Origin of the sequence: Lysinibacillus phoenicis, assembly GCF_047238325.1 — a bacterium.
GTDB classification, from domain to species: domain Bacteria; phylum Bacillota; class Bacilli; order Bacillales_A; family Planococcaceae; genus Lysinibacillus; species Lysinibacillus irui.
This window is the reverse complement of the sequence record NZ_JBDFMP010000002.1, coordinates 62,567-84,972: the sequence shown is the minus strand read 5'-3', so window position 1 is coordinate 84,972 and position 22,406 is coordinate 62,567. Positions and strand designations below refer to the sequence as shown.

At 39.2% G+C, this 22,406-nt stretch carries 26 protein-coding genes; 4 read left to right on the top strand and 22 right to left on the bottom strand.

Annotated elements, in window-relative coordinates:
• Nucleotides 1-33: 33 nt before the first annotated feature.
• The 8 genes from ABC382_RS01585 to ABC382_RS01550 form a co-directional block, all read right to left on the bottom strand.
• Nucleotides 34-330, bottom strand: a complete 297-nt coding sequence (locus tag ABC382_RS01585) for a hypothetical protein (protein WP_322611922.1) — start codon at nucleotides 328-330, stop codon at nucleotides 34-36.
• Nucleotides 331-721: 391 nt separating this feature from the next.
• Nucleotides 722-1,105, bottom strand: a complete 384-nt coding sequence (locus ABC382_RS01580; RefSeq protein ID WP_322611921.1) for a carboxymuconolactone decarboxylase family protein — start codon at nucleotides 1,103-1,105, stop codon at nucleotides 722-724.
• A gap of 203 nt (nucleotides 1,106-1,308) precedes the next feature.
• Nucleotides 1,309-2,688 (bottom strand): argininosuccinate lyase, encoded by a 1,380-nt coding sequence (gene argH / locus ABC382_RS01575; protein ID WP_322611920.1) that lies wholly within the window; start codon nucleotides 2,686-2,688, stop codon nucleotides 1,309-1,311.
• A gap of 80 nt (nucleotides 2,689-2,768) precedes the next feature.
• Complete coding sequence (locus tag ABC382_RS01570; RefSeq protein ID WP_274793532.1) at nucleotides 2,769-3,962, bottom strand: argininosuccinate synthase; 1,194 nt, start codon at nucleotides 3,960-3,962, stop codon at nucleotides 2,769-2,771.
• Nucleotides 3,963-4,246: 284 nt separating this feature from the next.
• A complete protein-coding gene (locus ABC382_RS01565; protein WP_412926538.1) occupies nucleotides 4,247-5,056 on the bottom strand; it encodes a CPBP family intramembrane glutamic endopeptidase in 810 nt (269 codons plus the stop codon).
• 76 nt (nucleotides 5,057-5,132) lie between these two features.
• Nucleotides 5,133-5,927: a MerR family transcriptional regulator gene (locus tag ABC382_RS01560; protein WP_412926537.1), complete on the bottom strand. Its 795-nt coding sequence runs from the start codon at nucleotides 5,925-5,927 to the stop codon at nucleotides 5,133-5,135.
• A 106-nt stretch (nucleotides 5,928-6,033) separates the two neighbouring features.
• Nucleotides 6,034-6,789, bottom strand: coding sequence for an SDR family NAD(P)-dependent oxidoreductase (locus tag ABC382_RS01555; RefSeq protein ID WP_274793535.1), 756 nt, complete (start codon nucleotides 6,787-6,789; stop codon nucleotides 6,034-6,036).
• 8 nt (nucleotides 6,790-6,797) lie between these two features.
• The gene (locus tag ABC382_RS01550; RefSeq protein WP_274793536.1) at nucleotides 6,798-7,787 is read right to left on the bottom strand and encodes an MBL fold metallo-hydrolase; all 990 of its coding nucleotides are present in this window, start codon (nucleotides 7,785-7,787) and stop codon (nucleotides 6,798-6,800) included.
• A gap of 347 nt (nucleotides 7,788-8,134) precedes the next feature.
• On the opposite strand from ABC382_RS01550, the gene proC reads away from it, so the two are divergent.
• A complete protein-coding gene (proC, locus tag ABC382_RS01545) occupies nucleotides 8,135-8,938 on the top strand; it encodes a pyrroline-5-carboxylate reductase (protein ID WP_274793537.1) in 804 nt (267 codons plus the stop codon).
• 48 nt (nucleotides 8,939-8,986) lie between these two features.
• Complete coding sequence (namA, locus tag ABC382_RS01540; protein WP_412926536.1) at nucleotides 8,987-9,997, top strand: NADPH dehydrogenase NamA; 1,011 nt, start codon at nucleotides 8,987-8,989, stop codon at nucleotides 9,995-9,997.
• Between the two features lie 48 nt (nucleotides 9,998-10,045).
• Here namA and ABC382_RS01535 read toward each other — a convergent pair whose 3' ends face one another.
• Both ABC382_RS01535 and ABC382_RS01530 read right to left on the bottom strand, forming a co-directional pair.
• Nucleotides 10,046-10,330 carry a YuzB family protein gene (locus ABC382_RS01535; protein ID WP_312507268.1) on the bottom strand — a complete coding sequence of 95 codons (285 nt, stop codon included), beginning with the start codon at nucleotides 10,328-10,330 and terminating at the stop codon, nucleotides 10,046-10,048.
• A gap of 69 nt (nucleotides 10,331-10,399) precedes the next feature.
• The gene (locus tag ABC382_RS01530) at nucleotides 10,400-11,323 is read right to left on the bottom strand and encodes a LysR family transcriptional regulator (RefSeq protein ID WP_412926535.1); all 924 of its coding nucleotides are present in this window, start codon (nucleotides 11,321-11,323) and stop codon (nucleotides 10,400-10,402) included.
• A gap of 119 nt (nucleotides 11,324-11,442) precedes the next feature.
• Between ABC382_RS01530 and ABC382_RS01525 the strand changes: the two genes are divergently transcribed.
• Both ABC382_RS01525 and ABC382_RS01520 read left to right on the top strand, forming a co-directional pair.
• Nucleotides 11,443-11,571: a hypothetical protein gene (locus ABC382_RS01525; RefSeq protein ID WP_274793541.1), complete on the top strand. Its 129-nt coding sequence runs from the start codon at nucleotides 11,443-11,445 to the stop codon at nucleotides 11,569-11,571.
• The gene (locus ABC382_RS01520; protein ID WP_274793542.1) at nucleotides 11,572-12,468 is read left to right on the top strand and encodes a DUF2332 domain-containing protein; all 897 of its coding nucleotides are present in this window, start codon (nucleotides 11,572-11,574) and stop codon (nucleotides 12,466-12,468) included.
• Between the two features lie 58 nt (nucleotides 12,469-12,526).
• Here ABC382_RS01520 and ABC382_RS01515 read toward each other — a convergent pair whose 3' ends face one another.
• The 12 genes from ABC382_RS01515 to ABC382_RS01460 form a co-directional block, all read right to left on the bottom strand.
• On the bottom strand, nucleotides 12,527-13,093 hold the full coding sequence (locus ABC382_RS01515) for an NADPH-dependent FMN reductase (RefSeq protein WP_274793543.1): 567 nt from the start codon (nucleotides 13,091-13,093) through the stop codon (nucleotides 12,527-12,529).
• 13 nt (nucleotides 13,094-13,106) lie between these two features.
• A complete protein-coding gene (locus tag ABC382_RS01510) occupies nucleotides 13,107-14,162 on the bottom strand; it encodes an LLM class flavin-dependent oxidoreductase (RefSeq protein WP_274797345.1) in 1,056 nt (351 codons plus the stop codon).
• 14 nt (nucleotides 14,163-14,176) lie between these two features.
• The gene (locus ABC382_RS01505) at nucleotides 14,177-15,118 is read right to left on the bottom strand and encodes a ring-cleaving dioxygenase (RefSeq protein WP_274793544.1); all 942 of its coding nucleotides are present in this window, start codon (nucleotides 15,116-15,118) and stop codon (nucleotides 14,177-14,179) included.
• Nucleotides 15,119-15,141: 23 nt separating this feature from the next.
• Nucleotides 15,142-15,618 (bottom strand): MarR family winged helix-turn-helix transcriptional regulator, encoded by a 477-nt coding sequence (locus ABC382_RS01500; protein WP_322611913.1) that lies wholly within the window; start codon nucleotides 15,616-15,618, stop codon nucleotides 15,142-15,144.
• Between the two features lie 97 nt (nucleotides 15,619-15,715).
• A complete protein-coding gene (cdaS, locus tag ABC382_RS01495; protein ID WP_312507263.1) occupies nucleotides 15,716-16,336 on the bottom strand; it encodes a sporulation-specific diadenylate cyclase CdaS in 621 nt (206 codons plus the stop codon).
• A gap of 105 nt (nucleotides 16,337-16,441) precedes the next feature.
• On the bottom strand, nucleotides 16,442-17,821 hold the full coding sequence (locus ABC382_RS01490) for an MDR family MFS transporter (protein ID WP_274793547.1): 1,380 nt from the start codon (nucleotides 17,819-17,821) through the stop codon (nucleotides 16,442-16,444).
• An 80-nt stretch (nucleotides 17,822-17,901) separates the two neighbouring features.
• Nucleotides 17,902-18,483: a TetR/AcrR family transcriptional regulator gene (locus tag ABC382_RS01485; protein ID WP_274793549.1), complete on the bottom strand. Its 582-nt coding sequence runs from the start codon at nucleotides 18,481-18,483 to the stop codon at nucleotides 17,902-17,904.
• A 111-nt stretch (nucleotides 18,484-18,594) separates the two neighbouring features.
• Nucleotides 18,595-18,825, bottom strand: a complete 231-nt coding sequence (locus tag ABC382_RS01480) for an acyl-phosphate glycerol 3-phosphate acyltransferase (protein WP_274793550.1) — start codon at nucleotides 18,823-18,825, stop codon at nucleotides 18,595-18,597.
• Between the two features lie 214 nt (nucleotides 18,826-19,039).
• Nucleotides 19,040-19,972 carry a ribonuclease Z gene (gene rnz / locus ABC382_RS01475; protein WP_274793551.1) on the bottom strand — a complete coding sequence of 311 codons (933 nt, stop codon included), beginning with the start codon at nucleotides 19,970-19,972 and terminating at the stop codon, nucleotides 19,040-19,042.
• A 97-nt stretch (nucleotides 19,973-20,069) separates the two neighbouring features.
• On the bottom strand, nucleotides 20,070-20,777 hold the full coding sequence (locus ABC382_RS01470; RefSeq protein ID WP_412926534.1) for a class I SAM-dependent methyltransferase: 708 nt from the start codon (nucleotides 20,775-20,777) through the stop codon (nucleotides 20,070-20,072).
• On the bottom strand, nucleotides 20,704-20,907 hold the full coding sequence (locus tag ABC382_RS01465; protein WP_412926533.1) for a hypothetical protein: 204 nt from the start codon (nucleotides 20,905-20,907) through the stop codon (nucleotides 20,704-20,706). The genes ABC382_RS01470 and ABC382_RS01465 overlap by 74 nt, the downstream gene beginning before the upstream one ends.
• A complete protein-coding gene (locus ABC382_RS01460) occupies nucleotides 20,904-22,403 on the bottom strand; it encodes a cobyric acid synthase (protein ID WP_274793553.1) in 1,500 nt (499 codons plus the stop codon). The genes ABC382_RS01465 and ABC382_RS01460 overlap by 4 nt, the downstream gene beginning before the upstream one ends.
• Nucleotides 22,404-22,406 lie beyond the last annotated feature (3 nt).

The following is a 22,406-nucleotide window of genomic DNA, read 5'->3' as shown; positions in this document are numbered from 1 at the left end:
CCTCCTTTTCGAGCGGGTTCACACACTTTATGATCACTTCACTTCCTTTTCGAGCGGGTGCACGCACTTTTTGATCACTTCCACCTCCTTTTCGAGCGGAGGCACATTCTTTTTGATCACTTCCACCTCCTTTTCGAGCGGCAACACACTCTTTATGATCACTTCCACCTCCTTTTCGAGCGGGTGCACGCACTTTTTGATCACTTCCACCTCCTTTTCGAGCGGGGGCACGCACTTTATGATCACTTCCACTTCCTTTTCGAGCGGGTTCACACTCTTTATGATCACTTCCACCTCCTTTTCGAGCGGCTTCACACTTTTTATGATCACTTCCACCTCCTTTCAGAGCGGATTCCCCCCTTTTTTGATCATTTCCAAACACTTATGCGGTGGTTTCTCCCCAAATATCTTCTAACACCCTTGTTTCCTCAAACTAAACTAAAAAAGGACCCAGAAATAATTCTGGATCCATGGACACTTATTGCCTCTATTTGATTTTTAACTGGTATGGTTTACGCTTCTTCTTAATCTATAGCAAAACAGAATAGTTCTGTTTCACCTTTAGGCTTAAGATTTATGAAGCTTCAACCGTTGACAGTTGTGGCGGACTTTCCTGAGATTCTTGGTCTTTGGGTGTTTGACTATTACTCATTCTGCATCCTCCCCATCATCTTAGATTAATAAGTGTTTCCTCTTTTATTATGAGTCTTTGCTTTTGCTTTTATGCATGATTTTTTTCTTCAAAAACTTGTTGTGCGATTGTTAAAGCATTTTGTACCTTTGGAAAGCCAATGTAGGGTACTAATTGTAAAAGTGCCTCGACCAATTCTGTTTGTGTTAAGCCAGCATGTAAACCTCGCTGGATATGTGTTTTTGTTTGTGGTGCGGCACCTTGTGTGACAACTGCAGTAATAACAACAAGTGCCCGACTTTTCACATCCAGGCCTGGTCGTGAATAGACATCACCATAAGCAAATTCAATAATCATTTTGCGTAAATCGGGTGCAACATCGGCTAAGGCATCAGATTCAATCATCCTTGCTGCTTCTTCCTCTGTGACATATTGTTTGATTGTTTCGAGCCCCTTTGTCAAACGGTCATTCATTGTCTTAATTCCTCCCCATCTTTCCATATACAAAAACCCCAATTCCGCGTCTCCAGAATTGGGGATTGTCCTTCACGTATGTAAGGGTCTCTTTTTCACTTCACCCTCTGGCTCAGTTGAAAAAGGTTAAAGGTTTTCATAGTGCCTCACAGGACAGCTTTAATGAATATCTATGCAAAAGTCACTTGGACATGCACGCAAAATTAATGTTCTTGAAGACAGGCTTGGGCTTTTTCAATTTGAATTTTTACTTGATCAAAGCCAGTTCCACCAAGGGAATGACGGCGACGAACAGCCGCTTCTGGTGCTAGCACATCAAAAATGTCGGCTTCAATGAGCTTACTTTCCTGCTGCATCTCTTCCAATGGTAAATCTAATAAGTAAATGCCCTTTTGAATACATGTAAAGACAAGTTTGCCTGTCACCTCATGCGCCTCACGGAATGGCATCCCTTTTGTAGCAAGATAGTCTGCTAACTCCGTTGCATTCGAGAAATCGGAATGGACAGCTTGATGTAAACGTTCCGTATTAACGGTCATTGTACGAATCATGCCTTCAAAGATTTTAAGTGAGCCAAGAATGGTATGCACCGTATCGAACATGCCTTCTTTGTCCTCCTGCATATCTTTGTTATACGTTAATGGCGTACCCTTTAATACAGTTAATAAGCCCATAAGGTTACCATAAACACGGCCTGTTTTCCCACGAATTAGCTCTGCCATATCAGGGTTTTTCTTTTGTGGCATAATCGAAGAGCCTGTTGAAAAGGCATCATCTAGCTCGATAAACTTAAATTCATCTGTAGACCAAATAATAATTTCCTCTGCAAAGCGCGAGAGATGGGCCATAAGCAATGACGAATTACTTAAAAATTCGACGATAAAATCACGGTCACTTACAGCATCCATAGAGTTTGCATATACTTCAGTAAAACCAAGTAACTCTGCTGATTTTATACGGTCTATTGGGAAAGTTGTACCCGCCATAGCCCCTGCTCCTAATGGCAGAATATCTATGCGTTTCACGGATTCTGTAAAGCGTTGTTTATCTCGCTCAAGCATCCAAAAATAGGCCATTAAATGGTGTGCAAAGGAAATTGGTTGCGCACGTTGTAAATGTGTATAACCAGGTGCAATCGTTTCAATATGCTCCTGTGCCTTCTCTAATAGCGTTTCTTGGAATGTTACAATTAAATCAATGGCTTCCTGCACTCGCTTTTTCAAGAATAGATGCATATCCGTTGCTACTTGGTCATTACGACTACGACCAGTGTGTAGCTTACCACCAACAGGACCAATTAAATCAATTAGCATTTTTTCTAAATTTAAATGTATATCTTCATTGGCAACGCTAAATTCAAGTTCACCTGCAATTGCCTTTTCTTTTAATTGGGCAAGACCACCTAGTATGGCCTCTACGTCAGCTGCCGGTAAAATTCCTGTTGCACCAAGCATTGTGACATGTGCAACACTACCTTCAAGGTCCTCTAGCACAAGTTGCTGGTCAAAGCCAATGGATGCGCCAAACTCGTCTACCCATGCTTCTGCTGATTTTTGGAAACGTCCACCCCAAAGTTTTGTCATGTCAGCTCACCTTTTCCTTTAGTCCTTAGCCAAAGTGTAGTGAAAACACAAATGCCTCACCACACATTGCTCGTTCAATATTACTTTTTATTAACAGAAGAATTCACTACAGTTGGTAGACCCCATAATTCGATAAAGCCAACTGCGGAAGCGTGATTGAATTGATCTTCCTTGGAGTATGTTGCTAGCTTTTCATTGTATAGTGAATTCGGTGATTTACGTCCTTCTACAATAGCGTGACCCTTGAATAGTTTCACACGTACTGTACCATTTACATATTGCTGTGATTGTGCAAGGAACGCTTCAAGTGCATCACGTAATGGTGAGAACCATAAACCATCGTAAATTAATTCAGATAGCTTCTTCTCAATTACTGGCTTGAAGTGTGCTAATTCTTTTACAAGTGTTAAGTCTTCCAGTTCTTTATGAGCTGTTAACAACACTTTTGCGCCTGGAATTTCATACACTTCACGAGATTTAATACCAACTAGACGATTCTCCACGTGATCGATACGTCCTACGCCATGTGCACCTGCTACCGCATTTAATTCTTGAATTAAATCTGCAAGCTTCATTTCTTTACCGTTTAAGGCTACTGGTTTACCAGCAACAAATTCGATTTCCACATATTCAGCTTCATTTGGTGCATTTTCAACAGAAACGGTTAAACCGTAAGCTTCTTCTGGTGGAGACACCCACGGATCTTCCATAATACCTGCTTCATTGGCACGTCCCCATAAGTTTTGGTCAATTGAAAATGGTGAGTCTAATGTCGCTGGAATCGGTACATTATGTTTCATCGCATATTCGATTTCCTCATCACGGCTCCAACCCCACTCACGTACAGGTGCTAAAACTTCTAAATCAGGGTTTAAAGCTTTAATGGAAACTTCAAAACGAACTTGGTCATTTCCTTTTCCTGTGCAACCATGTGCAACAGCATCTGCGCCTACTTGGTTCGCAATCTCTACTAATTTTTTCGAGATTAAAGGACGAGAAAGTGCTGATACTAATGGATATTTTTGTTCATACCAAGTATGTGCTTGTAATGAAATTAATGCATATTCCTCAGCAAATTCGTCTTTTGCATCCACCATATAAGATTCAATAGCTCCTACTTGAAGAGCTTTATTTTTTACGAATTCAAGATCTTTTCCTTCGCCAACGTCAAGACATACTGCAATTACATCCCAACCTTGTTCTTTTAACCACGGAATTGCTACCGAAGTATCAAGTCCACCTGAATAAGCTAATACAACTTTTTTATTTGCCATTAAAAATGCGCCTCCATTGCTCTATAGATATGTATGTTTATACATTCATTTAAAAGTTTATACACGAATAGTATCATGTTATAAAAATAAATACAAGTGTATTTTTATAAATTCATAGACAATTATTTTTCCTGTCAAAAGTCTGTCACTGCAGACATTAAGTCATGATGGTAACACGAATATTTACTCTAAAAAACGCTTTTTTACTATTTATATAAATGTATACAATATAAATTTAGCAATGAACAAAAAAAAAGAATCCATCTTAAAAACTGGATTCTTTTCTAATTATTCATGGGAATGGTCTTATATAATACATTTTTGGGGTTAATTAAAATAAGAAGAATTGCGGCTAGTGAATAAAGAATGGCATTGTACATTAATAAATCGACTAAGTTGCCATTGATCAAACCAATAAAAAAATTAAAGAACTGATGAATGAGAATGGGGATGATGAGATTTTGGTTTAAATTATAAAATGCTGCCATGATGATACTCGTTGCTATGATAGACAACATAAAGAATAAACTATATTTGATTAAATCTATCCCCATAAATCCTGTTGTAAGCCAAATTGGTACATGCCACATCCCCCACCAAAATCCTATGATGATGGAAGCTATTAATGGGGAATATTTCTTTTGAAGCTCTAGTAGTGCAAAGCCTCGCCATCCTAATTCTTCACCTAATGGTCCAGATAAAAGATTTTTAATAAAGTAATAGCTTAGCATCCCCCAAGAAGATATTGTCAAAATAGAGTCTACCCCTTCCTTATTCCATACAAGTAAGACAATCATGAAAAAGATAGAGACTTGTATTGCCAGTACAACAACAATGACTGAAAGATGAAGCTTATTGGTTAATTTCTTTTTCACAAAGTGGGCAAAGCTTTGCGTAGGATAGATTTTTTTAAATAAGATGGCAAAGGCAAACGTTGATGACCAAGCTGACAAACAGCGAACTACGTCAAACACCCAAGTTGGAAGCCCTAAAAGCTTGATGGCTCCCACAAGGCAAAAAAGTGGCCAAAATATGACATTAGTTAAAAGTATAAAGCTTGCTACTGGTCTTTTAAGCTTCTTTGTTCTACTCATGTTAAATCCCCCATTTCACTACGAATACCTTTAGCATAAACCTGGGGGTTACTCACAGGTCAATCGTATTTTTTCTTTACTTGACCGGTACATACATTTCTAAAAAAATACGTTCAAGTCCCTCTTCATAAGTGGTCAGTAATAAGTTAACATAAACAAGCCCTACCAGTTCATAGCCGTATTCTTTGGCTACTTGTCTAATGCTCGCTTCCACTTTTTCGTCTGTATTTTTGCCACCCGTAGACCATCGCCCATCTTCAATGACTGTATACAAACATTTGGGATGAGCTACAATGTCTCCATCGATTATGTTTTCACCATCTTCTACTTTCCTGACAATCACAAATTGATTTTCTACCATGCCTTCATCATTGAACCGTATGACTCTTCTTAACGAAGTAAGAATCACCGCTTTTTTTAAACTGTCAGTGTTTTCTTTTAACGTGTCATAATCATCATAAGCTTTATAATGGTCGATCTCCCCCATTACTTCTAGAGGTTTCATTTCTTTTATCGTGTAGTTTCCTAAAAATTGTTTTATTTTTTCGCAGTCTTCTTTTACGAGCTGGAGCTTTTTTAATTGGAGCTTTTTATAAGCAATCTCCTCTAACACTTCCTGTTCTTTCTCTTCTACTATAGATTGAATCCCTTCAATGCTCTTGCCTTTTCTTAATTCCTGGATTTTTTTGATTTCCAAATCAATTTCTCTATAAAAGTTGATCGTTGTTAAATCATAGATATCAAAATGATTGTAGGTTCTATATCCATTTTCTCTATTATGCTGTGGCCTTACCAATTCCTTTTCCTCATAAAATTTGATTGTATCTCTTGAAATGCCTAAAAATTTAGCAACTTGTCCGATTGTATACATCGTATTCTCCTTTATTTGCTTCATTTTCACTACTATATCAACAAATTTACATAAATATGAAAAAAACTGTAGACACGCATAAAGCATGTTTACAGTTAGATTTTTGTTATTTCTTATGGAAAAACGATTTGCCTAAAAATTCAATGGTTGCAGGCGCAAGTGCATATAATTTACTTGATAATCCCATGATTTTTGGTAAGTTGACTTCACGTACTGGGCGTTCGATCGTTTTCACTGTTGCTCTTGCCACTTCCTCGGCTGATAATAAAAATCTACCTAAGGACTCTCGATAACCACTTGCATCATTTGCCTTATCTAAAAATGGTGTATCAATTGGACCAGGATGGATAGCGGTTACGTTGACCATGTAAGGTGCTAACTCCATTCGAAGTCCATTTGTAAAACCTACTATCGCATGTTTTGTAGCAGCATAGACACTCGCTTTCGGGGTAGCTACCTTTCCCGCCTGTGAACCGATGAATATCAAATGGCCTTGTTGACGCTCCATCATCGTAGAGGCTAATCTTTTCGCAAGATAGATTGGTACACTGACATTCAATTCGATCATTTGAGCAATATCCTCATCCATTAAGGCAGATGCATTAGCGAATTTTCCAACGCCTGCTGAGAGAATCGCAACATCAAGAGTGGGGAGCTGTGCACAAACATCATCCAGTGTATGTAAATTAGTTAAATCTGCTTGAATGACATGTGCTCCTAATCGTTCTAGTACTTTTAGAGCGACAGCATTGCGACCTGTGGCATATACCGTATGGCCTTGTGCAACAAGCAATTCTGTAATTTTTAAGCCTACACCACTTGTCGCTCCAGTCACAAAGATCGTCTTGTTATGGTTATTCATGTATGAACCTACTTCCTTTGAAATAAATAAATACCTGCTTCCGTTTTTGTAGAAGTTATATAATTTCTGGCTTCTAAATAATCTAAATGACCTAGTGTTTTGGAAAGGGTTAAGCCAAGCTGATGCTGGAAAATAGCTGGATACAGCCGTTTTGTTACTTGTACAACCGTTAATTGATCGTCTCCTAGTAATTCATACACCTTCATCGATTGCTGGTGCTGACGCTCTAAACGTTTATCAATTAAATATGGTATATCCACTAGCTCTGCCCCATGCCCTGTATGCATCATTTTGACAGGTAATTGGCGTAAAATTTCAAGAGATTCATTATATTGCAGTAATGATTTTGGTCGTCCAATCGTACGATCCAATGGTGGCTCTATTAATGGGTTTGGCGTTATTTTTTCGAGTAATAAATCACCGCCAATAACATGATGTGTTTTTTCATCCCAGAAAATAAAATGACTTTGAGCATGACCCAAAGTTTCAATCGCCTTTAATCCTGGATGACCAGGCACTTCATCTCCATCTGCCAAGATTTGTGTTAATGGCCGTTCGCCCACTAGCTCTAATTCACGACGAACATGTACACTTTTTGAAATATATTCTTGTGGTACCCCATGCTCCAACAAACGCTCACTATAAAATTGCTCGTGATAGCGTAAAAATTCTTCATCATGACGTAGCCATTTATCATTATAGGCATGCCCCAAAATTTCTGCATGTGGAAAAGCATCGACCCATCCAGCATGATCTGGATGATGATGGGTTAACACAACTTGTTCAATATCACGCATGTCAAAGCCAGCTGCTCGAATCCCCCATTTCAAAGCATCATAGGCTTCCATTGTTTTTGGTCCAACATCAAATATGCTAAGTGCATCGCCTTTGACAACAAATGCGTTGACATCTCCTACTTCATAGGGTGTTGGTATTTCTATTTTGTATATAGACAAAGTTGTCTCCCCCTTTTCAAGCGCTAGTGAATACTGATTCATTCTATTTTACAAGTTTTTTCTGTTTTCGTCATCCTCCTGTTGACACGTTGCCGATTCATCACTATAATTTTGAATAATCTAATTATTTATGTGCGTTGAGGAAGCCAAGTACGTAACTGGTGAAGGTGTTAGAGAGTGTTACATATGCTGAAAGTAACATCACCCACTCCCATTACCGAACCTACTTCTGAGCAGTTATGTAAACATAACCGTTTCCCTTGCGATAAAAGGGCTAAGAGTTGTGCCAACTAATGGCAAACAAAGGTGGTACCGCGGAAACAATAGCGTTTTCGTCCTTCTAAATAAGGACGAGAGCGCTTTTTTATTTTGAACTGGAGGTTTTGTTCATGAAAAAAATTTTATTTATCGGTGCAGGGTCAATGGCAGAGGCATTGATACAGGGCTGGATTAAGGAAAAGGTCTTTACCCCACAGGAAATTTACGTCACCAATCGCTCTGACAAAGAACGCTTACAATTTCTACAAGAAACATATGGCGTTCATTGTCTGTTTGATCAGGCGATTTACAAGGAGGCGGATCTTATTATTTTAGCGATGAAGCCAAAAGATGCTATTGCTGCGATGTGTGACCTTCAATCTAAGATTACGGAGCAATCTGCTATCCTGTCGATTCTAGCGGGAATTGCCATTACTACCATTACAGAATATTTAGGGAATCGTCCTGTAGCAAGAGTGATGCCTAACACGTCTGCCACAATTGGTATGTCAGCAAGTGGCATTGCATTTAATAACGAGGTGTCTTCAGGTCAGCGTATCATGTTCCTCCAATTATTAGAGGCTGTGGGCTCTGTTATTGAAGTTGATGAGGATCAATTACACGCTGTAACAGCTCTTTCAGGCAGTGGTCCTGCATACATTTATTATTTAATGGAAGCCTTTGAACGGGTAGGTACGAAGGTGGGGTTATCCAAAGATACTGTGCGTCTTTTAATGACCCAAACATTAGCAGGTACGGCCGAAATGCTTAAGCAATCAGTAGATGAACCAGATGTTTTACGCAAAAAGGTTACAAGTCCAGGCGGCACGACGGAGGCAGGTATTCAAGCTTTAGAGCAATATCAATTTAATGAAGCCATCGAAGCATGCATTAAAGAAGCAGAGGCTCGATCTCGTTCACTTGCAAATGGTTAATATTATGTGCAAAATAAAGTGTATCACTAGGAATTAGGAGGCTTTATTTTGAGTAAATTATTTGAACCCTATCAATTGCAATCAATCTCCTTAAAAAATCGTGTTGTCATGGCACCGATGTGCATGTACTCTGCTGAAGATGATGGCATGGTAACACCTTTTCATTTGGTCCATTATGCCACACGTGCAGCAGGTCAAGTTGGTTTAATTATTTTAGAAGCGACAGGTGTTGTTCCAGAAGGGCGCATCTCCAATAAAGATTTAGGAATTTGGGATGATGCACATATTGAAGGCTTGCGTCAAGTAGTGGAAGGAATAAAAGCTTATGGTGCAAAAGCAGGTATCCAGCTTGGCCACGCTGGGCGGAAGGCAGCAGTAGATGGTGAAATTTTTGCCCCTTCAGCCATTGCCTTTAGCTCAGATTATAAAACCCCGACGGAAATGACTGAAGATGACATTCACTATGTAGTAGAAGCATTTAAACAAGCAGCAGTTCGTGCCGCAAAAGCTGGCTTTGATGTGCTAGAAATTCATGGCGCACACGGCTATTTAATTAGCGAATTTTTATCACCTGCTTCCAATAAACGTCAAGATCAATACGGTGGTTCACAAGAAAATCGCTATCGTATCCTTCGTCAAGTTATCGATGCGATTCGCAGTGTTTGGGAGGGGCCTTTATTGGTGCGTGTCTCTGCAGAGGATTATGCGGAAGATGGCACGACAATGGAGGATTTCATCGTCTTTAGTCGCTGGATGAAATCCCAAGGTGTTGATTTAGTCGATGTCTCAACAGGTGGTGTTGTCCATGCAGCGATTAATGTCTTTCCTGGCTATCAGGTACCACATGCCGAGGCCATCAAGCACGGGGCTGACATCCCTACTGGCGCTGTTGGCCTGATAACAAGTGCCATTCAAGCTGAAGAAATTCTCCAAAACAATCGGGCAGATTTAATTTTCTTAGCACGTGTTTTACTACGGGAACCCTACTGGCCATTACATGCGGCTAAAGAATTAGGCGAAGAAATTCAACCACCTGTACAATACGCTCGTGGTTGGTAAATGAGTATCCAGCAAAAACAGCTTGCTATCTAGCAAGCTGTTTTTTCATTAGAAAAGTGGATTTTGTTTTAATTCTTCATCAATAGCCTGTACCAATGTCTCCGCGTCATTTGCTGTCACAACTTCTCCATTTACTATTGCAAAAATACCTTGCTCGCAAATTTCACAATGGGATGTGCAACCCGACTCCTCGATATCTATATCATCACGTTCCATTAATATGTCATACGCATCTGCTGCACCCAGTGACAAATTAGTGATACAAAACTCAACTCTATTTTTAAATGGCTGTGGCTGTGCTTCTTTCTTTTTTTTAAAAAGAGAAAATACCATATTTATTGCCCCCTTGCTCTCTAGAACTCTATGATAACATAATTAGTTAGGATATTTTTGAAAACCCTTTCAACTAACTGCATCATGTATATTGCATTTTTGAACGTCGTGTGAATTATAAATAATTTCTTGTTTGCAATACATCGACCAATCCCTGTGTAACCTGTGTAGATTATAAAATAAGTATACTGGCACACTAGGTAATGGGAAAGCTTCAAAAGGAACAATATTAAATCGCCCCTCCATCCGTTCTTTTCTTACAATCATACGAGGTAAAAATGACATCCCTAACCCATCTTTAATAAAGCGTTTTACCACATACGATTGAGAAATGGATACTTGCTTCGTTACAACATATTTTTCTCTTAATTTATGTAATAACTCTCCCCAAATGGTTGGATGATGGTGCGTAAACAAAGTGTACGTTTGAAATAGCTCCTCATAATCAATATAGGTTCCTGTTTCATCATCATAGGCATCAAGTGGAATAACTAACTCGAGTGGACTATCGATAAGTAATTCTTGATACCATTGTCGATAACGTGTAGGTAATAACGAAATACCAATATCGGCCTTATCCTGATTGACTAAATCTTCTATTTTCGTTGAATCCTCTACTAAAATTGCTATTTCAAGTGTCGGATTGTCATTGCTAAATTGATAGATGACATGAGGCAATATAGTTTCAACCATTAAAGGGGTCATCGCAATAATCATCTTCTCCTGAATACCTATACTTGCTAATCGGATACGTTCAATACTTTGCTCCCACTGGCTCATCATTTGCTGTGCTTCCAGTTGAAACAGCTTTCCAGCGTCCGTTAATTGGACACGGTTTTTTTCACGCTTGAACAATTGGACATGTAAAAATTCCTCTAACTGCTGGATATGGACGGTAATGCTTGGCTGTGATAAATGCAGTTGCTCCGCTGCTGTTCGAAAATTACAAGTTTGAGCTGCGACAATAAAAGATTGGACCCACTTATATTCCAATATCTCACCTCCCTGATTAAAATTTTTAATTAAATTCATTAAATATATTTAATTTACTAAATTATACAATAATAATAGACTGATAATTAATATAGATGCTACCAAAAGGAGAGAAACGTATGCTGAATACTACATTAAGTCAACAATTTCTGTTGTTTGCCAAAAATGAATGCAAAGGATCAAGCCCACTGTATGAACATTTAGCTTATAAAATTGCCATTGATGAGGATTTGTTAGCTATTGCCTAATTGATCCCACAGGGTCAGCCTGCGCCCAATTTATTGTTGGCAGCAGTTCATTATTTGTTAGCAACATCTGATGAGCCATTATCTCATTATTATGCATCTTTAACACCCTCTCCTCTCCCAATACAGGAGGTGTTCCCTGCTTTTAAAGCATTTGTACTGTCCCATACAAATGAATTAAAGACATTGTTACAAGAAAGGCTTGTCCAAACAAATGAAATTCGACGTTGTTCCTATCTCTACCCAATGATGACTGAAATTTATGACAAGCATCAACAACCGCTAGCTTTCATTGAAATTGGAGCAAGTGCAGGGTTGCAGCTTGGCATGGATCACTACAATTATTGCTATAACCAACAATTAGCCATTACCAATACTGAAAATGATATCATGTTGATTTCAGAAAATCGTGGTGAACCATTGCCTGCCTCTCTGTCAAAGCCTCCTGTTGTTTGTCAACGAATAGGTATCGATTTAAATCCGATAGATTTGCGGGATACGAAAGAATGCCAATGGCTTCAGGCTTTGATTTGGCCTGAACACCATGAGCGCAGAACATTAGTCAATCAAGCTCTCCCAATCATGAATGAAATAGATATTCAGTTGGTTAAAGGAGATGCTATTCAATTGATTAAAAAGCTCAGTCGGACAGTTGAGCAAGAAGCTATGTTGGTGGTGTATCATACACATGTTGCCAATCAAATACCACTCGAATTACGAAATTCTTTACTAGAACAATTAAAAGAGATTAGCATGGAACGACCGCTCTACCATTGCTATAACAATTTTTTTGATGGACAGCTACATCAGGATTTTATGAATCAAGGCACAATCGAGTCCATTCGTACAATGGAAAGTCCAGACGGTCATGCACGATGGTTTCAATGGTCAAATAGCTAGCCTATAGCACAAAAAAACGCTGTGTCCTACTACTAACACAGCGTTTCTTTATTAATCTTTAAAAATCATATTCTGCATCTTTTTTTGCCCGAATATCTGCAAAAGCATCCGTAACCATAACTGTATCCTCTGCCAATCGTTCTAGACGGAAAAGGACATCATCATTGACAATTTCTTTGCGTAAAAAATCCTTTTCTTCTATAAATACATAAGTCGGAACTATATGTGCTTTCATATAGGCAAGGATTGGCTTTAGTTGTTGCTCCACCATTAAATAGTGCTTTGACGTCCCCGCAGTCACAATGACACTAACCACTTTATCGCGAAAGGCATTGACAGGTAACAGGTCAAAGATATTTTTTAATGTAGCGGGTATAGAAGCTTGGAAGGTTGGTGTCCCAATGACAATAGCATCTGCAGCCATAATCGTTTCTGTGACATATTTTGTATCACCATCATAGTCAAAGTAATTGCGACCGTCACTAAATACTAGCTGATAGTCTGCGAGATCCAGTAGCGTGACTTCATGCTCTGGGTATTTTTTTTGTAATAGATCAACCATTTTAAGCGTAGCTGTTCTTGTTTTGGAACCGACAATCGAACCGGCAAGCGCGACTATTTTCATGATGGTACACTCCTTATTTTACTGTATATTTTTTTATTGCAGGGATAATATCATTGCCGATTATTTCAATGTTTTTCATGATTTTATCGAACGGTACCCCACCGAAATCAATTTGTGCCATAAAACGTTGCATACCATATAATTCATACTGATAGAGTAATTTCTCTATAATCTCTTCCTTACTACCGACCATCAAGGCATCACGTGTATCAGTAGCTTGAGCAAATTGTTGTTTTGGATACCCTCCACCACGAATGGCTTGGAAACCACCGTTTAAATGTGGATACATACCTTGTAAAGCCTCTTTCGTTGTGTCTGCTACATAAAATAAGCTTGTTGTCGCAACTGGCAATTCCTTTGGATCATAGCCTTGTCGCTCTGCCGCTTCTCGATAGGCGTCTACAGATGGTTTAAAATTAACAGCTGGTCCTCCTAATGTTGTGAGCATCATAGGGATTCCCATATAGCCCGCCTTGATAGCACTTGCAGGAGGGCCACCGACAGCGCGCCAAATCGGTAATGAGCCATTTTTTGGCTGCGGTAATATTTGTGCATGATGGAGTGGTGCACGGAATTGGCCCTCCCACGTCACAAGCTCTTCATCATTGATTTTCATAAGTAGCTCTAATTTTTCCTCAAAAAGCTCTTCATAATCATGTAAATCAACACCAAGCAAATGATAGGCCCCTACTCGCGAACCGCGTCCCGCAACAATTTCCGCACGACCATCCGATAATAAATCAATTGTGGCAAAATCCTCATAGACACGTACAGGATCCGAAACACTTAATACCGTTGCAGAACTAGACAGCTTAATTTTTGATGTTGCTTGCGCGATTGCACCTAACACGACTGTATGTGCTTGTGTTGTGAAATAAGCTTGATGACTTTCACCAACACCGAAAACATCAATACCAGCTTGCTCTGCTAATTGACTAGCCTCTACTAGCTCTTTTAATCGCTGCTGTGCAGAAATACGGTGTCCTGTTAATGGGTTTGGAATATGGTCACCTAAAGAATATAATCCAAATTCTAGTCCTTGTGATTGATTAATACGATATTTTTCCATCATGTTCTCTCTCCTTAATCAAGTGGTTCTAAAATCGCTTCAATATCCGCACGTTTCTGTTCTAAAAACGGTGGAAGATCGAGCTCTTTTCCTAGGTCCTCGATGGCGGAATCCACTGTAAACCCTGGGCCATCTGTTGCTATTTCAAATAAAATACCGTTACGATCTCTAAAATAAAGACTGTGGAAATAATAACGATCAACGACACCTGAACTCTCCAATCCTCGCTCCTTAATTTTATCTTCCCATTGCCGTAACTCTTCAACGGTTGAGACACGTAATGCAAGGTGATGGATACTGCCCTTACCAGGTTTCTCGCTTGGCCCTTCTAATTCCTTGACGACAATTTCTCCATGCACTTCCCCTTCACTTGATTGCAGAATGGCTTCTTTGTCATCATCTTCAACCACTGAATAGTGAAATAAATCTTTTAGTAAATTTACTGTTCGTTGTAAATAACGTACAGTGATTTCAATTGTACCCATCCCTAAAATGCGATGTTCTTCTGGTATATCTGTGCCATCCCATGTTTGCCATTGAGCAGGCGCTTCCTTCCCCTGATGGTTTAACAGCACCATCCGTAATCCTTCGTGGTCTTCAAAAAATAACGCATCTTTACCTGCATACGATGTGAGGCCACTATGTTCAACTCCTAGCTCTTGAAAACGCTCTTGCCAATAAAGTAAGCTTTCAAAGCTTGGTACGAGTAAGCCAATACGTGTAATGGCATTCGTCCCTCTCACTGTACGTCCCGCAACCGGCATTTCGAAAAATGTCAATTCAGTACCAGGTGCTCCTGTTAAGTCACCATAAAATAAGTGATACATAGATGGTGAGTCTTGATTTACTGTTTTTTTCACACGGCGTAGCCCTAGAATTTTAGTGTAAAAATGATTATTTTGTTTGCCATTTTTCGTCAGCATCGAAATATGATGGTGTCCGTTTAATTTGTGCATCCTCAATTTCCTCCTTCTCGTTTTCACTTGACTAAGCAAGTGACGATGCAAAAAAAATTACACAGGTGGCAATTTTTTTCTCGACTATGCTTTTCAAGCTTTGTCATGACTTTATATAAAGATTTTAGTTCTTCATCTGTTAACACTTCTTCAAAAAATGAGGACTGGAAGTGAAGCTGACTGGGGGTTGCAGCTTGAATCATGTGCTCTCCTTTTGCCGTCAATGAAATTGTTTTAGTCTTCCAATTTTGCTTACGCTCAATTAGTCCCTCTTTTTCAAGTCGGGCAAGCATACGAGACATGCCCCCTTGAGTAACCGTTACTTTCTTTGCTAATTGAGATTGTGTAATAGGTGCATAAGTTTGAATTTGAATCAGAACATCGAATTGTGCTGTTGTTAAATCAAAACGTTTTAAAAATTCATTCGATAGCTGATTACTTTGGGTTGTAAAGCGCATCATACGAATCCATGTTAATGAGCCTAATGTATGATTTCTCACGACTTCATCCTCCCTTCAGTTATCACTTTACCACGCAAGTGATAACTTAGCAAGAAAAATATCTTGAATTTGAGATATTTATTCATAGGGAATATCCCTATATGATGCCAGGTGTTGAAATGGGATATAGATTGCCTTGAAAGGCGAAGGAGATTTTGCCTGTTTCTTCGGAAACAACCATTACAAGAGCATCACTCATCTCACTTAATCCTAGCGCAGCTCGATGTCTTGTTCCTAATTTTTTTTCACCCGTGTAACGCTCTGACAGTGGCAGTACGTTGGCTGCTGACTCTATCTGATTACGATTGACTAACACTGCCCCATCATGTAACGGATTGCCCGGGAAGAAAATAGATTCTAATAAGGAATGAGTTAAATCTGCACCGATATGAATACCAGGCTGAATGAAAGCCTCTAAAGCATCTTGTCGCTGAATTACAATTAAACCACCATGCCTTCTCAATGACATATTTTGCACACTATGCGACAATTCCGGATACTTTTCTGTAAACGGGGAAAGATAACAATTTAAATAAAACGTAGCCGCCTTCATTTCAATTGTCATAAATCTCTCTTTAATTTTTTCAAAATTGCCGAGAAGACAATTCGTATTTGTATCCATTTCTTCAACACTTTGCTGCAAGGACAAAATTACTTGGAGAAGCTCATCCTTTAATGTTTCTTTCATCGGTGAAAAATCACAATTGATTGGATTCACAAAAAGCACCTCTCTTTTCTATAACTGCGAAGTCTCTTCTTGCCTTAGTTTCTCTAGGTGGGCTATTTTTATGCGCAGTGCATTTGAATGAAACAAGCGTAATGGTTATTCAGCCTTGTTTTCTTTACTTAAGTAGAAAGATAATAGTAACCCTATGGCACTCAATAATGTTGTCACAAAGAAAGACGCACGGATTCCATTTAACAAGGCGTTAGCTGCATCCATTGGCTGTTGTAATGTTGACACGGTACTCATGATTGTTACCAGCAATGCTGTTACCAATGCTCCCCCAACCATACGCAGCGTGCTATTAACTGCTGTCGCATGTGCCATCAAATGGGTAGGTAAAGCGTTCATGCCTGCAGTTGTAAGTGGCATCATGATCATTGATATACCAAAAGAAATGATTGTAAATGTCCCTGCAATGAGCCAGAGTTTTGTATGCATTGATACCCACATTAAAAAACTTGAGCCAAGTAAAATGCTTGTAAAGCCTACAAGTGCCAAGCCTTTTCCTCCAACCTTATCAAAAATTTTACCGGTCACTGGAGACATAAAGCCCATTACAAGGGCACCTATCAATAACACCAGCCCTGTTTCCAATGCCGAAAGTTGACGTACATTTTGAATATAAAAGGTTAATAATATTTGAATGCCGATCATGAGCGCATAAACCAAACCCGATAAAAAAGTTGTAATGGAAAAGATCTTTGATTGAAATACACGAAATTCAAGCATCGGTTTGGGTAATTGAAGCTGACGTCTAATAAATAGAAGAAGCATAATCCCACCAATTACTAGCGGTACAAATACTTGCATCGATTTGAATCCAACCGCTCCAGCTATACTGAATCCATATAATAGGCCACCCCAACCTAACGAAGAATAGACAATTGATAGACTATCTAACTGCCGCTCTTTTTTAGTCGTTACATTTTTCATAAAAATTGTGGCCACTGTCAATACAATGACCGAAACAGGTAATACCGTAAAAAATAAATGTCTCCATGTAAGCTGCTCTAAAATCCATCCTGATAAAGTTGGGCCTATTGCCGGTGCAAAACCTGTAACAAGACCTGCCAATCCCATAATAGAACCTCTTTTTTCTTTCGGATACAACGTTAATAATACCGTTTGCATTAAAGGCATAATAACACCTGCACCAGCCGCTTGAATGATTCGTGCTAAAAGTAAAACTGTAAAAGATGGTGCAAATGCGCCTAAAAAAGTTCCGACACTAAATAAAGTGAGGGCAACTATTAACAGTAAACGATTCGAGAAACGACCGATTAGAAAAGCTGTAATCGGGATAAGAATGCCATTTGTTAATAAATACACAGTTGTGAGCCATTGTGCTAAATTGGCATCTATCTTGAAATCTTCCATTATTGGTGGCATAGCAATAAGTAATAATGTCTGATTGAGAATAGACACAAATGCAGCAGCTAGTAAAATAGCTACTATTAAATTTCTTTTTCTATTCATATAAACCCCCTCTTCTATGTATGTTAGTACTAACTAACATTTTGTTTTAAAAAAATATAGTAAAGTTGTGTGAGTGAAAGTTATACAATAACTCCACTCACAAAATTAGTTATTAAATTATGAACAAAAGTATCCCTTTGATCTTTTAAGAAATGATAATCCCATAATGCATTTGATACAAAAAATCCAAAAAGGCTTGTTAAAAAAACAATAGCCTGTCCTTTTGTATCTATTTCCTTCATCCTTCCTTGTTCGATTTGAGATTGGAAATAAGCAGCTAATAATTGGAGCAATTGCTTCGTTTGGTTATCCGAAATGGTATCCATTAATCCAGGTAGCAAACTTCTATCTTGGGTTGTAATAAGAAAAATAGGTTTATTTTTCTCCATAAAAGCTAGATATGTATTGGCAATCTGCTGTAAGTCATTAGCAAGGTCCCCTGATAACTCTTGCGCAAATAAATGCTCAAAGTATGGGATATAAGAATGATGATGTAGCACTGCTTGTAGGATACCCAATTTTGTTTCATAATGACGGAAAACAGTCATTTCGCTAACACCAGCAGTTGAGGCAATATCTTTCACCGACACATTCGAGTAGCCCCTTTCCGTCATTAAGGTTGTGGCAGCAGCAAGAATTTTATCTTTTGTATCTTTTTTCATTCTAACTCCCCCAAATGTTAGTTGTAACTAACAAAAATATAGTCGATTGAGCACAACTTGTCAAAAAAAGTGTTACCCTAGAAAAAAATCTAGTGATAACACGTAATACACTTACATATGTCCCGCTCGAATTTTCTTGACGATACTGAAAGTCGTGTATGTCGCAGCTGGTGCTAGTACAACAATAAAAATAATCCAAACGGTTAGGTTGTTCGTCGCTTTTAATGTTTCATAATTGGTCATGACAAAAATAATTAAACCGAATAGTAATAAATAGCTCAGCACATTTGGAAAAATAACGATTAATCGTAATAGTGCTGGTGGCATCTTTTGTTGATTCATTTCACCACACCCCTTTTTCAATTATACGTGAAACAAGCTATTTATCCTACTATATTTTTCCTATATAGGTATCTGCTGATAGTTGGAGGTTTTCTAGTGTCGTATGTAACTGATCGATAAAGTCAGTCATGCTGTTCTTTAGCTTTTTGGGCTAAGAATCTTTATCTTCTTCACAAAAAAACATCTATTAGCAGCAATAGATGTTTTTTAGACATTAAATTAATTGATTGTTTTGCCATGTAAAGACGGCTTGGTCAGCAGTCAGGAGCGTTTGAGGGAAAATTTCCTGTGCTTCTGCCAAAAATTGAGGTAAATCATGTGGAAGAAAACGAGCACTTAAATGATTTAATAGTAAATACTGCGCACCCGCTTGCTGTGCGACTTTTGCCGCCTCCACATTTGTAGCGTGGCCATAGCTGGCAGCTAAATCCGTTGTTGTGCCGTCAAATGTGGCTTCATGCACCAGGATATCAGCACCCATCGACAACTGTATGGCCTCTTCACAATATTTCGTATCACCTAAAATCGTCAGGGTGAAGCCTTTTTTTGCAGGTGCCACAACGTCCTTCGCTTGAATCACTTTGCCGTTTTCAAGCACAATATCTTGGCCATTTTTCAATTGTCCAAGCAACGGTCCTTTAGGCACACCGAGTGCTTGTGCTTTGTCGATTAATAACTCGCCCGGTAAATCCTTTTGTTCAATACGGTAGCCGTAGCATGGAACAACATGACGAAGTTCTCTTGCACGAATTGTAAAGTGTGCATCCTCATAAATAAGCCCTTCCTGCACTTCTACAAAGCGAAGTGGATACGTTAAATGAGTTTTGGATAAGGCCAATGTTTGTTCAATCCATTGCTGTAACCCTGCTGGTCCGAAAATCGTAAGGGGTTCATCTCCTCCTTGAAAGGATCGAGAGCTTAAAAAACCAGGTAATCCTAAAATATGATCCCCATGTAAATGTGTAATGAAAATTTTTGTTACTTTCCGAGGCTTTAATGACGTGTGTAAGATTTGATGCTGTGTTGCCTCCCCACAGTCAAATAACCACATTTCGCTCACTTCATCTAACAGTTTTACCATCAATGCACTCGTATTTCGTTCTTTTGAAGGCATGCCTGCGCCTGTCCCTAAAAAATGTAGCTGCACATATGCCACCTCACTTCTTTTTTTATCATTTTATTGTACCTTATCATTCCCCATAAGAAAAACCTTTGGTGAATGGCCTTCTCCAAAGGTTTCTCGTTTATTTTGGTTGCCATGAAACAAGTGCTGCATGAAAATCATGACGATAATAATATCGCCCATCCTTTTCTTCAATAAAAGGGAGGAGAGATTCCTCCACATGTGCTCGCTGGAAGTTCGTCGTTAGTATTTTTTTACTTTGCGTTGTTATAAGCTGTTCATAGCTTTCATATTCATAGACACGTTCCAGCGGGATAATTTGACAATCCGCATAGATATCCATTTCATACAGTAAATTCAAAAATTCTATATAATCTCTGCGCGGGAATTTGATCTCATAGCCATACTTTTCATATAATCGCTCGTAGTGTGGCTGTATAGGCCCTGTTGTCATCCCAATGATGGCACGCTTTTTTGCTAGTCGATTCATATGGTGTAAGGCAGATTTAATCTCATACATGCGGTAAAAGCAATTCACACCCAAGACGATATCATGCTGTTCCATTTCATCATTCTCTAGACTTTCCCATTTAGCATGAACATATGAAACGTGCTCCTGATGAGCCATGCATTGTTGTAAGTATTGTAAAATGCTTTCTGAGCTATCCACACATGTTAGCTTGTTTACTATCTCGGCTAATGGCAATGTATAATTACCCCAGCCTGGGCCAATTTCTAACACAGAATGCTGTGGTTCAATGCTTTTCTGAAGCTCCTGAAAAATACGTGCAGCATAAGGATCTGTTTGCCCCTTTTTTTTTACGTGCAACAGACTGCGCCCAAAATTGCTCCTCTAGCTGATCATTCACCATACGCTCAGGCATATTACCATGCCAGTCCTTCATGCCTTCTTGCCATAAAGCCTCATAATTAATGGCTAACGGTCCTTTTCTCGTCATACAGATACCTCTAATGCTAAAATTTCATAAATCTTTTTCATATCAAGATTGGCTCGAACATGCTCGGCTAACATATTATAGGCATCTTCTCTTCGTTCGGCGTCACTTTTTACATCACTTGGTAAAGCTGCTAACCCTTTTTTTGCTCGTATTTCATTAACTAGCTGACGAGTGAATGTACGATTATGAAACAGGCCGTGGAAATACGTTCCTATCACTTGTTCATCACGACTAACCGCACCATCTTCTCTGCCATCCTCTAGCTGTAAGAACGGCGATACTTCATCACGTAAAATTTTCGTGCGTCCTAGATGAATTTCATAGCCTGTCAATGTGTCCTGTCCTCTTGTTCCTGTCATTTGTACCGTTTTTTTATTGCCTACAAAAATCGTTTCCATTGGCAATAAACCAAGACCATGAGCAGATTCACCATTTCCCTCTACCGCCTCAGGGTCTAGCAATGTTTCACCAAGCATTTGAAATCCACCGCAAATGCCGATTATTTTTGTTCCGCGCTCACGTAAATGATGGATGGCTTGATCGAAGCCTTGCTCTTTTAACCAAGCTAAATCATCCATAGTACTTTTTGTACCAGGCAGTATAAGCAAATCTGGTGTGCCAAGCTCGTTAACATGTCCAATTAAGCGTACACCTACTTCTGGCTCATCAAAAAATGGATCAATATCGGTGAAATTTGAAATACGTGGCAAACGAATCATCGCAACATCTACGGCAAACTCGCCACGTTTTGGCTTTTTAAAGCGCAGTGATGATAAAGCAAGGGAATCCTCTGCTTCAATATTGACATCTACATAAGGGATAACACCAAGAACCGGGATGCCTGTTTCACGCTCCACCCATGCTAAACCATCATCTAATAATTCACGCATGCCTCTAAATTTATTGATAACTAGTCCCTTGACACGTGCACGTTCATCATCATCTAACAATGCTAATGTACCAACAATCGAGGCAAAGACCCCACCACGATCAATATCAGCAACAAGCACTACTGCTGCATCTGCTAAATGCGCCATACGCATATTGGCAATATCGCGATCCTTTAAGTTAATCTCTGCTGGGCTACCTGCCCCCTCTAGCACAATAACATCATATGTATTTTGGAGTGTGCGTACTGATTTTTCAACGATCGGCATCGCTTCCTGAACAAAATTATTGCGGTAGCTTTTGGCATCCATATTTAAAAAATGCTTGCCATGGACAATGACCTCTGACATCATATCTTGCTTCGGTTTCAGCAGTATGGGATTCATATCAGTCGTCGCCACAACACGTGCTGCCTCGGCCTGTACCCCTTGTGCACGGCCGATTTCTCCACCATCAGCTGTTACAAATGAATTTAGGGCCATATTTTGTGATTTAAACGGCACTACATGAAATCCATCATCCGAAAATATACGACACAATGCCGTACATATCATACTTTTTCCAACATCGGAAGCGGTTCCTTGAATCATGATCGATTTTGCTGGCATAGT